The organism is Microcoleus sp. S13C4 (assembly GCF_036700865.1).
Classification (GTDB): domain Bacteria; phylum Cyanobacteriota; class Cyanobacteriia; order Cyanobacteriales; family Microcoleaceae; genus Microcoleus.
In genome coordinates this window covers 27,401-40,054 of the sequence record NZ_JAUBPS010000034.1, presented here as the reverse complement: position 1 = coordinate 40,054, position 12,654 = coordinate 27,401, and the positions used below count along the sequence as shown (strand labels likewise).

Sequence of the window (12,654 nt, the reverse complement as noted above, 5' to 3'; positions counted from 1 at the left end):
GCGCTGTTGAACAGGGTACACTTTCGATAAATATGCAGCAAGAAACAGAGGTTTTCGTCTTCCCCGCATCATTTGCCCAGCAGCGGCTTTGGTTCCTCAATCAATTAGCACCTGGCAATCCTTTCTACAATGTCTCAACAGCGCTCCGCTTAACAGGTTCCCTCAACTTAAAATCCTTAGAGCAAACCTTCAACGAAATTGTGCAGCGGCACGAAACTTTACGCACCACTTTTACGCTTTTGGAAGGGGAACTCGTACAAATTATTGCTCCCATTTTAACCGTATCCCTCCCCACAATAGACTTACAAAATCTCTCGCCAAATCAGCAGCAAACCGCAGCGCTGCAAATCGCAACCGATGCAGCGCAATGCCCTTTCGATTTAGCCGCCGGGCCGTTATTTAAAGTAACGCTGCTACAACTCAGTGAAACAGAACATATATTGTTGCTGAATTTACATCATATTGTGGCTGATGGTTGGTCGATTGGAGTGCTAATTCGAGAGCTGGGAACGCTATACACAGCATTTGTAAAAAATGAGCGATCGCACTTACCAGCACTGCCCGTGCAGTACGCCGACTTTGCAGAATGGCAGCACCAATGGTTGCAGGGCGAAGTATTAGAAACCCAGTTAGCTTATTGGCGGCAGCAGTTAAACGGAATTACCACACTCAATCTACCAACAGACAGGCAAAGACCTGCCGTTCCATCCTACCGAGGCGCTAAACAATTTATAACACTATCACCTGCTTTGAGCGAGGCGCTAAAGTCATTGAGCCAGCAAGAAAGCGCGACTTTATTTATCACTCTACTAGCCGCTTTTCAAACTTTGCTGTACCGCTATACAGGACAAGTAGATATTGCAGTAGGAACGCCGATCGCCAATCGCAACCTGAGCGAAGTAGAAGCATTAATCGGTTTTTTTGTCAACAGTTTGGTGCTGCGTGCAGATTTATCAGGAAATCCAACTTTTCGGGAACTATTGCATCGGGTAAAAAACGTCGCAATGGCAGCCTACGCGCACCAAGATTTGCCCTTCGAGAAGTTGGTTGAGGAAATGCACCCCGATCGCGAGTTGAGCCGCAACCCCCTATTTCAAGTTAGTTTCAGCCTGCAAAACACTCCTGTAGCAGCGCTAGAATTGCCGGGAATCCTTGGAGAGGCGATCGACTTTGACGCGGGAACCGCCAAGCTAGATTTAGAGTGCCACTTGTGGGAAGATGCAGGAAGTATTCAAGGGCAATTTGTCTACAGCACAGACTTATTTGATAGCGGCACAATTGCGCGCATGGCGGGACATTTCCAAACGCTGCTCGAAGCCATTGTTGCCAATTCCAAACAGCACCTCAGCGACTTGGCTTTGCTGACAGCGCCAGAATACCAGCAATTATTAATCGATTGGAATGACACTCACAGAGATTATCCGCAAAACCAATGTTTCCATCAGCTATTTGAAGAGCAAGTCGCCCGATCGCCCCATGCTGTCGCCGCCGTCTTTGAAAACCAGCAGTTAACCTACCGCCAACTCAACAGCCGAGCCAACCAACTTGCACGTTACTTGCGGCAATTGGGAGCAGCACCAGAAGTTTTAGTGGGCCTTTGTGTAGAACGTTCCTTAGATGCGATCGTCGGATTGCTAGGCATTATCAAAGCAGGCGCAGCCTACCTGCCTTTAGATCCAACTTATCCTCAAGAGCGGCTTAACTTCATGTTAGAAGATGCTCAGGTGTCGATTTTGGTAACTCAGCAGCACTTAGCAAAAAACTTGACGCAGCCGGAAAATTACGGAGTTTTTTCAGTAGTCTGTTTGGACTCCGACAGAGAAATTATCGCCCGACAAAGCCCAGAAAACCCAACTACAAATATCCTCCCAAAAAACCTAGCCTACGTCATTTACACATCTGGTTCAACCGGAAAACCCAAAGGCGTTTTGATCGAACATCGGGGACTCTACAACTTAGCCATAGCTCAAATAGAAGCTTTTAAATTAAACTCAAATCACCGCATTTTGCAATTCGCCTCCCTGAGTTTTGATGCCTCAATCTTTGAGATTGTCATGGCATTAGGAACCGGAGCAACACTTTACTGTGCCAAGAAAGAATCTTTGTTGCCCGGACAAACATTAATCCAATTTTTGCAGGATAATGCTATTACTCACGCTACCCTCCCGCCCTCGCTGCTAGCTGTCCTCCCAAACGCCGAACTTCCCGCACTGCAAACAATCATCTGTGCTGGCGAATCTTGTTCCCCGGATATTGTTAAACGCTGGGCTTCCCGGCGCAGATTTTTTAACGCTTACGGCCCTACAGAAGCTACAGTCTGGTCAAGTTTTGCCGAAATTGGCGATTCCCTGCGGGATAGCTTCGCTTCACACAAAAAACCGCCAATCGGCCGCCCAATAGCTAACACTCAACTCTATATTTTAGATAAAAATTTACAGCCTGTACCCGTTGGAATTCCCGGTGAATTGTACATCGGCGGCAGCGGATTGGCGCGAGGCTACCTAAACCGCCCCGAATTAACCGTCCAGCGATTTATTGCTAATCCGTTTAGCCAGAAAGCAGGAGAACGAATTTATAAAACTGGTGACTTAGCTCGCTATTTTCCCGACGGCAATATTGAGTTTTTAGGTCGCACTGACGAACAGGTAAAAATTCGCGGTTATCGAATAGAATTGGGAGAAATTGAAACGCTGCTGGTTCAGCATCCAGCAGTAAAAGAAGCAGCGGCGGTTGCTGCGGATGATTTGTCTGGCAACAAACGCCTAGTTGCTTATGTCGTCCCCAATCACAATCAGACGCTTAATCCTAGGGAAATACGCAATTTCCTCAAACAACAACTGCCCAATTACATGATTCCCAGTGCTTTTGTGGTGATGGATTTTCTGCCCCTAACTCCCAATGGCAAAATTGATCGCCTGCGCCTACCTGCACCGGGAAATCTAACTAGCAATTCAATAGATAAAAGCTGCATTGCACCTCGCACACCAACCGAGTCAGCCCTCGCCCAAATTTGGGCCACAATCCTCAACGCAGAGTGCGTTGGCATTGGCGATAACTTCTTCGATTTGGGTGGAGATTCCCTGCTGGCAATCCGCCTCATCAATGAGATTAACCAGCAATTTGAGCGCGAGTTGCCGCTGTCTGCTCTTTTTTTAAATCCGACAATTGAAGGTTTAGCCGATTTGCTATCTTCAGAAACAAATTCTCTGGAATGGTCGCCTTTAGTTGCAATTAAGCCTCGCGGTAAAAATCCCCCGTTTTTCTGCATCCATCCCATCTTTGGTGTTGTATTTCCTTATTGCGAGTTAGCGTTTCAGCTAGGAGAAAATCAACCGTTTTACGGGCTGCAACCAAAGGGTATTGACGGCGAAAGTTCTCCGTTAACTAGCATTGAAGACATGGCGAATGATTACATCGCAGCCTTGCGTACCGTTCAACCAAAAGGGCCTTATTTTTTAGGAGGCTGGTCTTTTGGAGGTTTGGTTGCTTTTGAGATGGCTCAACAGTTGCTGGCAGCGGGGGATGAAGTGGCTTTACTTGCTGTGCTGGATACTTTAGCTCCGGTTTCTGCTAACAAACCTTCTTTTTGGGACGGTTGCAAGTTTATTCTGACTACTGTTTCGCGCTCTATATGGCCTTTTGTAGTAGATTATTTTCGCTTGGTGGCTGCTGCGGAAAATGTTCAAAGTGGCGGTATGGCTGCCAAATTTCCGAAATTAAATAAGATGCTTAATTTGGCAGCTAATTTGTTGCATCGCTGGAATTGGAAACAGGCAGTTATGGTTAGCATCCTATCTCAGGAGTCAAAAGAACGGAGCTGGCGCGAGCTGGCAATCCCCTCGATGTTAACTGTATTTCAGGCTAATAGTCAAGCAACTCTCAGCTATATACCGAAAATTTATCCGAAGCGAATTACTCTGTTTAGATCGAGGGAACAGCTAAGCATGAGTAATCAAGATCCGACTCTTGGCTGGAGCGAATTAACGGCCCAAAAAGTAGAGGTGATTAGTGTTCCTGGGAATCACCTGACTATGTTGAGAAAACCCTGCGTCGAGGTGCTGGCTCAACAGCTAAAGCATTGCTTGGAGAAGGAATTAAGTGATTGAGTGGCCCGCGTGCTGGTGTGCCGCAACCGGGCTTGATGTGCGAAAGCGCTATTAGTCCTGAATCCGATCTTCATCTGCGTGAATCAGCGTCCATCCATTGTCATCTGCGGTTTACATTCTCTTTCTTTAACCGCAGATGAGGGCAGATAAACACAGATTAACGCAGATGAATTCTATCAATTTCGGTTGCACCATTCATCTAAAATCTAAAATTGCCCAATGGATTGCGCGATGCTGAAGATGATAGCAGCCAAACCTGCTGCGATCGGAATTGTCACTAGCCAAGCCGAACCAATTGACAGCAAAGTTTGCAAGCGTACTGTTTTCCAAGCTTTGATCAGGCCGACTCCGACGACTGCACCGACTAAAGCGTGGGATGTGGAAACTGGCAAACCGAAGCGGGATGCTAGCAAGACTGTGGTGGCTGTGGCTAATTCCGCGCAAAATCCGCCGCTTGGTTGGAGTTCGATGATCTTTTCGCCGACTGTGGCAATTACCTTTCCGCCCCAGATGGCTAAACCGATGACTATTCCTGCGCCTCCGAGGACTAAAATCCACAGGGGAACGCTGAAATCTTCTGAGGGAAAGGAACCTGTGCGCCGGATGTAGGCGATCGCAGCTAGGGGAGCAACTGCATTGCCTACGTCGTTGGAACCGTGGGAAAATGCTACAAAACAGGCGCTTAAGACTTGAAATCTCGCCATTTGTTGCTCGATGAGAGAATGACGTAGTGTCGGAGTGGGGGAGGAGTTTGTACTTGCGCCGAATCCCTTATCTCCTTTTCCTTCTTCCTTCTTCCTTCTTTCTTCTTCCTTCTCAACTGATTCTAATTTCTTCCAGCTATTGAGTGTCAGGACGATCGCGCCAATACTCCCGATGCCAATGACAATATCGTGAATTGGCAGATTCCAGCCAAATCGATCGTGCGCGGCGGCGATCGCCCCTGTCTGCACCAAAGCGACATTCACAACAGACGGCAGTACAATTACGCCAAATACGCTCAGCATTGCTGCACTCAGCCAAGGTATCCACTCGCGCATTTGAGATAGAGGATCTGGCCGATCGAGAATCGAATACTTCACGACACTGTAAAATAGTGCGGCTAAAGCACCGCTAGCAAAAGGTGTCGCCACCCAAGTTAGGGAGATGGTGCCGATGGTTCCCCAATCAACTGCATTAATTCCGGCTGAAACACAGCTAAAACCCGCGATCGCGCCCACCACTGCATGGGATGAAGAAACCGGCAAACCTCGACTGGTAGCGATTTGCAGCCATATCCCGCAAGCTATCAGCACTGACACCATCCCGATTAAAAATACTTGCGGTTTGGCCACGAACACATCTGCATTCACCACTCCTGTTGCCAGAGTTTCGGAAACTCCTTGCCCGAACAGCACTGCGCCGGAAAACTCCAGTATGCCTGCAACAATTATTGCCTGCCGCAGCGTTAGCGCCTTCGAGCCTACGGATGTTCCCATCGAGTTAGCGACATCGTTGGCCCCCAAGTTGGCGGCGACGTACAAGGCCAGTGCAGCAATTGCCCCCAGTTGCAGAAATAGGACCTCAGAGGTATTTAACATAGAATTTTTGTGACATAAAACGGGCATTTCGATATATGATAAGGGATTGTGAGTTTTGGTAAATCCCATGAAAGGCGCAGAAATAATCCGTTCAATCGAGACGGCAGAAATAAATAGAGTCAAGGTAGAACTCAGCAAAGTTCTTCCCGAAATTTACGTGGGCGACACAGTGCGAGTCGGCGTAAGAATTAAAGAGGGTAACAAAGAACGGGTTCAGCCCTACGAAGGGACTGTGATTGCCATGCGTAACGGCGGGATTAATGAAACAATCACCGTCCGCCGCGTGTTTCAGGGCGTAGGAGTGGAACGGGTGTTTTTGATTCACTCGCCCCGCATCGCCACGATCCAAGTGATGCGCCGCGGGAAAGTCCGCAGAGCAAAACTTTACTACCTGCGCGATCGGGTGGGCAAAGCTACTCGCGTCAAACAGCGGTTCGATCGCTCCCTGTAGGAATGCACCCAGCTTCCCCTTGGTTCATGGTTCATGGGAAATTGAAAAAAATCAAAAAAAAGTTTTCCATTTACGAGCGCACTGTGTTAAAATAGAAATCTAGGGGTTAAGCGAATTTCAGCAACCTCACCTGTGCGCTCTTAGTTCAGTTGGTAGAACGCAGGTCTCCAAAACCTGATGTCGGGGGTTCAAGTCCTCCAGGGCGCGCTGAATCACCAAACTTTAAATTCTGCCCGAAAGCGCCCGGATTATTGGCTGGCAACAGTCAAAACCGCAAACTTTCGGGTAGAATTAATTTTTGTGGGCGGTTCGCAAAAAATGCCATCAACAAATGCTCGGTGTGGCTTCTTGATCGTCGGTTTCGGCGATCGGCATTTACGCCGTTGATTGGTTGGGCTTGTAAAAAATTCGTGGCTTTGGATTTGAGATTTTGGACTTGAGCGTAAGTGGTTAGTGTCAAAAAATCAGAGAGCCGCGGGCCACTCACACCATCTAAAATCTAAAATCTAAAATCGCAAGGGGGATTAAATCGTGGCGAAAAAAGACGAAGCTCAAGAAACTCAAGAAATAACGGCGCCTGGGTTTAACCCTGCGGGTTTTTTTAAGGAAACTAGAGAAGAACTCGACAAAGTGGTTTGGCCGAGCCGGCAGCAGCTAATCAGCGAGTCTTTGGCCGTGCTTTTGATGGTAATCCTCTCAGCAAGCCTGATCTATTTTGTGGATAATTTTTTTAACTGGGGCGCGGGAAAGGTGTTTGGGCCATGACTTTTGCATCAGAAGAATCTGAGTATTCCACAGAAGCGACGGGACAGGCAGCATCGCCAGATGTGCCGGAGATTGATGCTCGCTGGTATGCTGTTCAAGTTGCCTCGGGCTGCGAAAAGCGCGTGAAGGCCAACTTGGATCAGCGGATTCAAACTTTGGATGTTGCCGATCGCATTGTTCAAGTAGAAATTCCGCAAACTCCGGCGATCAAAGTCGGCAAAGACGGTTCCAGGCGGCAGTCAGATGAAAAAATCTTTCCCGGCTACGTACTCATCCGTATGTTTATGGACGAGGATACGTGGCAGGTGATCAAGAATACCCCGAATGTAATTAATTTTGTCGGGGCAGAGCAGAAACGCCGCTACGGGCGCGGCAGGGGTCACGTCAAACCGCTACCTCTGAGTCATTCGGAAGTAGAACGGATCTTCAGAAACGCTCAGGAATCAGAACCAGTTGTCAAAGTATCGATGTCTGCTGGAGACCACGTTGTGGTACTTTCCGGGCCGTTTAAGGATTTTGAAGGTGATGTGATTGAAGTTAGCCCGGAACGAAACAAGCTCAAAGTTTTACTCTCGATTTTTGGGCGCGATACGCCTGTAGAATTGGAGTTCAATCAGGTTCAGAAACAGAACTAACTAATGGCAAAGAAAGTTGTTGCAGTAATTAAGTTGGCGATTACGGCGGGAAAAGCCAACCCAGCTCCTCCGATCGGCCCAGCCCTGGGTCAGCACGGCGTCAATATTATGATGTTTTGCAAGGAGTACAATGCTAGAACCGCAGACCAAGCAGGTCTAGTGGTTCCGGTAGAAATTTCGGTTTTTGAAGACCGCAGTTTTACGTTTATTCTCAAAACCCCGCCGGCGTCGGTTTTGATTCAAAAAGCGGCTGGCATTGCTAAGGGTTCGGGAGAACCTAACCGCAAGCAAGTAGGGACGATTACACAGGCTCAGTTACGAGAAATCGCTGAAACCAAAATGCCTGACCTCAATGCTAATGATGTTGAGGCTGCTATGAAAATTGTGGCAGGAACGGCTAAAAATATGGGCGTGGCGATCGCGGATTAAAGTCAGTTGTCAGTTGTCAGTTGACAGTTGGGAGTTGTCAGTAATTCAGGATTTTGAAGCTAAAATCTTCAAGCTCAAATCGCAAATCCTAAGTCGGTTCAGGGGGAGAAGCAAAGCTTCGCTAGTAACCGAAAACGAGTAGATTTTAAGATTGTCCGATAGGTTCAATCTAAAATCTAAAATCTAAAATCTAAAATCGACTGACCCCAGGAGATAACAATGGCAAAGAAAGTATCACGAAGACTGCAAGAACTTCAAAAGAAAGTTGAAGACAGACCTTATCTACCGCTGGAAGCTCTGCAACTTTTGAAAGAAACAGCAACCGCTAAGTTTGGCGAAGCTGCTGAAGCTCACATCCGTTTGGGAATTGACCCGAAATATACTGACCAACAGTTGCGGACAACTGTATCGCTACCAAAAGGAACTGGTCAAGTAGTCAGAATTGCGGTGATTGCTAAGGGCGAAAAAGTTAAAGAAGCTCTGAGTGCCGGCGCGGATATTGCTGGTTCTGAAGAGTTGATCGATGAAATTCAGAAGGGCATGATGGACTTCGATTGCCTGATTGCTACCCCAGACGTGATGCCGTTGGTGGCAAAATTGGGTCGGTTGTTGGGCCCGCGTGGTTTGATGCCTTCTCCGAAAGGTGGCACGGTGACGACTGACCTTGCTCAGGCGATCAACGAGTTTAAAGGTGGTAAACTAGAATTCCGTGCCGATCGAACTGGCATCGTTCATGTTATGTTTGGCAAGGCAGCTTTCTCAGCGGAAGATTTGCTGGTCAACCTTCATGCTTTGCAAGAAACTGTTGACCGCAACCGTCCTTCTGGTGCTAAAGGTCGCTACTGGCGTAGTTTGTACGTATCCGCAACAATGGGCCCGTCGATCGAAGTCGATATCAGTGCCCTGCGCGATACCAAACTTGATGCTGCGTAGAAAGAATTAAGCAGAAGGCAGAAGGTAAAAGACAGCTTCGGCTGTCTGTGTAAATCTCTCACAAGATTTGCGTCATAGCCTTGCTATGTCTGCCTTCTAGTGATAGCCTAATCAAAAATCAATAAGCTGAAGACCGCAGGTGCCGATCGCTTAATTTCCTGCCGAGGCTGAAGAAATAAAAACTCAAGATTCAAAGATTAAAAATTTTCTATTTTTAATTCTGACTTGTTAATTTTTAATTCTCTGCCCCGGCTCGAAGGTCGGGGTTTTTGACGGGCAATTTTCGATCCTAAAAGGAGGTGAAATAAGTATGGGCAAAACTTTAGCAGTAAAAAATGAGATTATTGCAGACCTCAAGCAAACCTTGAGCGAATCTCAATTGGCGATCGTGATTGACTACACAGGCTTAACTGTTGCTGAAATTACAGATTTGCGTCGGCGTTTGCGTCCGAAAGGCAGCAGTTGCCAAGTGGCAAAAAACACGCTGATGCGAATTGCGGTTGAAGGCAACGAAACCTGGCAGCCGATCCAGGAATTGCTGACCGGTACGTCGGCGTTTCTGTTCGTGCAAGAAGATATTGGCGGCGCGATTAAAGCTTACCAAGAATTCCAAAAAGTCTCTAAGAAGACTGAACTTCGCGGCGGCGTGATGGAAGGACGGGTGCTGAAAGAAGCTGATGTTAAAGCATTAGCTGATCTGCCGTCGAAAGAACAACTCATGGCTCAAATTGCTGGCGCTATCAACGGTGTCGCAACCAAGTTGGCTGTGGGTATCAATCAAGTTCCTACTTCGATCGCTCGCGGTCTTAAAGCTTATGCTGAAAAAGACGGCGATTCAGCAGCAGTAGAAGCAGAAGCACCAGCAGAAGCTGAAGCAGAAGCACCAGCACAACCTGAAGCAGAAGCACCAGCAGAAGCTGAAAGCACATCTGCGTAAGTCATTAGTAATTAGTCACGAGTCAAGAGTCGTTAGTTTTGAGAAACAAACTCATGACTGGAGACGAGAAACTCATAATTAATGAGCAATCCACAATCCACAATCCACAATCTACAATCGAACTAGGAGTTCAAACAATGTCTACTGCAACTGATGAAATCTTGGACAAACTTAAGTCTTTAACTTTGCTCGAAGCATCTGAATTGGTCAAGCAAATTGAAGAAGCTTTCGGCGTCAGCGCCGCTGCTCCTGTAGGCGGCATGATGATGATGCCCGGTATGGCTGGTGGAGCCGCTCCTGAACCAGTAGAAGAGCAAACCGAGTTTACTGTCATGCTGGAAGAAGTTCCTGCTGACAAGAAAATCGCTATTCTGAAGGAAGTCCGCGCAATTACTGGTCTGGGCCTGAAGGAAGCAAAAGACTTGGTAGAAGCCGCACCGAAGGCAGTTAAGGAAGCTATTGCTAAGGAAGCTGCTGAAGAAATGAAGAAACAGCTTGAAGCTGTGGGCGCAAAGATTTCTATCAAGTAGTCAGAGAATGTAGTTGATATCAATTCCGGTGACACCGGAATGATGGTTAACACTTAACAGTTAACTGTTAACTATTCCCTAAAATTAATCGCGCGATAGTTACATCTCTCGCGCGATTAATTTTAGGGGTAGGGAAACGGCATTGCCGTGTCCTATTAGATTTTAGAGGTGGCTGCCATTTGCCGCACGACTGTTAAAGCAGAATAGGAAACACCGGCAGTGCCTTCTCCGGGATGGGTGGAGTCGCCTACTAACCACAAATTTTTAATTGGTGTGCGGTTGGCAAATCCGAAGGGGCCGAAGGTTGGTATTCGCTGCCCGATGCCACCCACAACGCCTCTATCTCTGGCTGTGTAGCGGGCAAAGGTGCGGGGTGTGGCGGCTTCTTGGTGTACGATCGCCTCTGGCGTCAAATTGAAATATTCGCTCAAACGCGCGATCGCCCCTGCGGTATATTTTTGCTTTAATCCTTCATAATCAACCGAATTCCACCACATTCGAGTATCAGTAAATGATGAAGCGATAATTGTCGCCATTCCCTTCGGTGCTCGGCCATCTCCCGGATGGCTGACAGAAACAAATAATGAATTATTCTCCCCAATCTCGCCGTCGTAATCGTAGAGAAACTGAAGGTGCGGCGGACAATTGGCCGGAATTGCGCTTTCATGTACTCCCAAATAGATGACAAATGCACCGGATGCGGGCGGCAATTTATCGACTCGATATTTGTAGCCTGCCATTTGATTTGGGAGTTGGTTTGTTGTCTTTGAAGTATCTGATTTAACCGATAAATTCTCTGTTAAATTTCCGACAATCGGCTCGCTTGACAACAATTTTACTAAATTTTGCGCGGTCACGTTGGCAACAATGCGATCGGCAGTTTCTGTCCAAACTTCCCCGGTTTTTTGATTGCGAATCACTGTACCGGTTGCTTTGCCGTTGGCGCTGACAATACTTTCAACTGTATGCCGCAACAGGACTTTGCCGCCGTCTCGTTCGATCACCTCTACAAGTCGATCGCTCAATACCTGCATACTTCCTTGTAGATGATACAATCCCTGTGGCTCTTGCGAAACTCCTAAAGCTGTCGCCGCGTAAAGTAGCGCCGTTTCTTCGGTATCCACTTGAGAATATAATTTTAACTGCAAATCCAGAAAAGTTTTCAATCGCAAATTGTCTCCCAACCCGCAAAGCCGCAAAGCATCTCCCACTGTCATAAAAGTGAAAGGCAAAGTAATTAAAGTATCGGGGCGAACTGCTTGAATTAATTGCCAAAAATCCCAGAAGTTTCTGGGCGGTAAAACTGGATCGCGCCCTTGAAATTTCCAGCTAGCTTTGAACAATGCCGACAATAATTGCCAAAAAGGTTCGCTTCCAGGAAACTGCCGCTGCCTTTCTTCCTGCCACTTTTGCGGATCTCGCCACACGCTAATCGGTGCGGTTTCTCCCGGCAAAAACACCGCACAAGCGGGATCGCAGGGTGTCGCGGCGGGAAGTTCTATGTCTAATTCTGAGAATATTCGGTGGTGAATGCCTCCGGGTTCCAATCCTGCAACCTGCGTGGCGCCGACATCGAAGGTAAAGCCTTTGCGTTTGAAGGTGGAAGCGCATCCGCCGGGGATGATCGCCTGGTCTAAGACTAGCACTTTGTATCCTCTGCGGGCTAGCAGGGCGGCGGCTGTTAGCCCGCCGATGCCGCCTCCAATTACCGTGACGCGGCCCTTAGTGTCTGCTGGATTGGATTTGCCAAAAGGGGTGCGATCGCCTCTCATAATTTATTTTTTGTAATATTTCTTAATAGTATGCTCACATTTTGCAATAAAAAGCTCTTGTAGCGACAGGTTGAAATCTATCGCTACAAGAGCACTGGTCCGAGTTGACAGGACATTTCAGGGGTAAGGTGCAGCCGGATCGCCCCAAGCAACCCGAGTTTTTGCCGTAGCCGATTGGAGAATCAGGGACGCCGCCACTTGTTGAGATAAGCTTCGCCAATCCCAGCCACAGCCTGCATTTGAGCTAGCTGTTCCCGTAAAGCTTTGATGGTTCTTAGCTGTTCTTGAGACTGTTGCTGCAAAGCGTCGTAATTTCGCTGTATCGCTGCACTCTGGTTCAATTGATTTTCCAGATATTGCAACTTGCTCAGTTGAACTTGGAAGTCGCCGATCGCACTTGACTTTTCTGCTAACTGATGCTGCAAAGATTCGTAGCTCGACTTCGACACGGTTTCCTGGAATTGGCTTTCGAGATTTTGCTTTTCGGTGGCGAATTGCTGCTGCAAAGATTCCAGA

General features: G+C 47.6%; 11 protein-coding genes, 1 tRNA gene, 1 pseudogene and 1 other annotated feature. Of the genes and pseudogenes, 10 read left to right on the top strand and 3 right to left on the bottom strand.

The window, feature by feature from the left end:
* The first annotated feature begins 32 nt into the window (after positions 1-32).
* The gene (locus QT996_RS15970; RefSeq protein WP_333047683.1) at positions 33-4,106 is read left to right on the top strand and encodes an amino acid adenylation domain-containing protein; all 4,074 of its coding nucleotides are present in this window, start codon (positions 33-35) and stop codon (positions 4,104-4,106) included.
* Between the two features lie 206 nt (positions 4,107-4,312).
* On the opposite strand, the gene QT996_RS15965 is transcribed toward QT996_RS15970, so the two are convergent.
* Complete coding sequence (locus tag QT996_RS15965) at positions 4,313-5,686, bottom strand: inorganic phosphate transporter (protein WP_333047682.1); 1,374 nt, start codon at positions 5,684-5,686, stop codon at positions 4,313-4,315.
* A gap of 67 nt (positions 5,687-5,753) precedes the next feature.
* Between QT996_RS15965 and rplS the strand changes: the two genes are divergently transcribed.
* From rplS to rplL, 9 genes are all read left to right on the top strand, one after another.
* Positions 5,754-6,137 carry a 50S ribosomal protein L19 gene (gene rplS, locus QT996_RS15960; protein ID WP_333047681.1) on the top strand — a complete coding sequence of 128 codons (384 nt, stop codon included), beginning with the start codon at positions 5,754-5,756 and terminating at the stop codon, positions 6,135-6,137.
* A gap of 134 nt (positions 6,138-6,271) precedes the next feature.
* A tRNA-Trp gene (locus tag QT996_RS15955) sits at positions 6,272-6,344 on the top strand.
* Positions 6,315-6,524 (top strand): hypothetical protein, encoded by a 210-nt coding sequence (locus QT996_RS15950; RefSeq protein WP_333047680.1) that lies wholly within the window; start codon positions 6,315-6,317, stop codon positions 6,522-6,524. The genes QT996_RS15955 and QT996_RS15950 overlap by 30 nt, the downstream gene beginning before the upstream one ends.
* 144 nt (positions 6,525-6,668) lie before the next feature.
* Entirely contained in the window at positions 6,669-6,902 is a 234-nt protein-coding gene (secE, locus tag QT996_RS15945) for a preprotein translocase subunit SecE (RefSeq protein ID WP_332980948.1), read from the top strand.
* Positions 6,899-7,537: a transcription termination/antitermination protein NusG gene (nusG, locus tag QT996_RS15940; RefSeq protein ID WP_015174942.1), complete on the top strand. Its 639-nt coding sequence runs from the start codon at positions 6,899-6,901 to the stop codon at positions 7,535-7,537. Before secE ends, nusG begins: the two co-directional genes overlap by 4 nt.
* Positions 7,538-7,540: 3 nt before the next feature.
* Positions 7,541-7,966 carry a 50S ribosomal protein L11 gene (rplK, locus tag QT996_RS15935; RefSeq protein ID WP_006635588.1) on the top strand — a complete coding sequence of 142 codons (426 nt, stop codon included), beginning with the start codon at positions 7,541-7,543 and terminating at the stop codon, positions 7,964-7,966.
* 219 nt (positions 7,967-8,185) lie between these two features.
* Positions 8,186-8,899 carry a 50S ribosomal protein L1 gene (gene rplA / locus QT996_RS15930; RefSeq protein ID WP_333047679.1) on the top strand — a complete coding sequence of 238 codons (714 nt, stop codon included), beginning with the start codon at positions 8,186-8,188 and terminating at the stop codon, positions 8,897-8,899.
* A 108-nt stretch (positions 8,900-9,007) separates the two neighbouring features.
* Positions 9,008-9,146, top strand: a sequence feature (ribosomal protein L10 leader region).
* A 63-nt stretch (positions 9,147-9,209) separates the two neighbouring features.
* Positions 9,210-9,836, top strand: coding sequence for a 50S ribosomal protein L10 (gene rplJ, locus QT996_RS15925; RefSeq protein WP_333047678.1), 627 nt, complete (start codon positions 9,210-9,212; stop codon positions 9,834-9,836).
* Positions 9,837-9,973: 137 nt separating this feature from the next.
* On the top strand, positions 9,974-10,366 hold the full coding sequence (rplL, locus tag QT996_RS15920) for a 50S ribosomal protein L7/L12 (protein ID WP_333047677.1): 393 nt from the start codon (positions 9,974-9,976) through the stop codon (positions 10,364-10,366).
* A 155-nt stretch (positions 10,367-10,521) separates the two neighbouring features.
* Here rplL and QT996_RS15915 read toward each other — a convergent pair whose 3' ends face one another.
* Positions 10,522-12,138, bottom strand: a complete 1,617-nt coding sequence (locus tag QT996_RS15915; RefSeq protein WP_333047676.1) for an FAD-dependent oxidoreductase — start codon at positions 12,136-12,138, stop codon at positions 10,522-10,524.
* Between the two features lie 182 nt (positions 12,139-12,320).
* A pseudogene (locus QT996_RS15910) lies at positions 12,321-12,654 on the bottom strand (CopG family transcriptional regulator); the annotation flags it as partial.

Coding starts and splice junctions, on each gene's coding strand:
- rplJ (WP_333047678.1), top strand. CDS start 9,210: ATGGGCAAAACTTTAGCAGTAAAAAATGAGATTATTGCAGACCTCAAG.
- rplA (WP_333047679.1), top strand. CDS start 8,186: ATGGCAAAGAAAGTATCACGAAGACTGCAAGAACTTCAAAAGAAAGTT.
- rplS (WP_333047681.1), top strand. CDS start 5,754: ATGAAAGGCGCAGAAATAATCCGTTCAATCGAGACGGCAGAAATAAAT.
- QT996_RS15970 (WP_333047683.1), top strand. CDS start 33: ATGCAGCAAGAAACAGAGGTTTTCGTCTTCCCCGCATCATTTGCCCAG.
- rplL (WP_333047677.1), top strand. CDS start 9,974: ATGTCTACTGCAACTGATGAAATCTTGGACAAACTTAAGTCTTTAACT.
- QT996_RS15950 (WP_333047680.1), top strand. CDS start 6,315: ATGTCGGGGGTTCAAGTCCTCCAGGGCGCGCTGAATCACCAAACTTTA.
- rplK (WP_006635588.1), top strand. CDS start 7,541: ATGGCAAAGAAAGTTGTTGCAGTAATTAAGTTGGCGATTACGGCGGGA.
- nusG (WP_015174942.1), top strand. CDS start 6,899: ATGACTTTTGCATCAGAAGAATCTGAGTATTCCACAGAAGCGACGGGA.
- QT996_RS15965 (WP_333047682.1), bottom strand. CDS start 5,686: ATGTTAAATACCTCTGAGGTCCTATTTCTGCAACTGGGGGCAATTGCT.
- QT996_RS15915 (WP_333047676.1), bottom strand. CDS start 12,138: ATGAGAGGCGATCGCACCCCTTTTGGCAAATCCAATCCAGCAGACACT.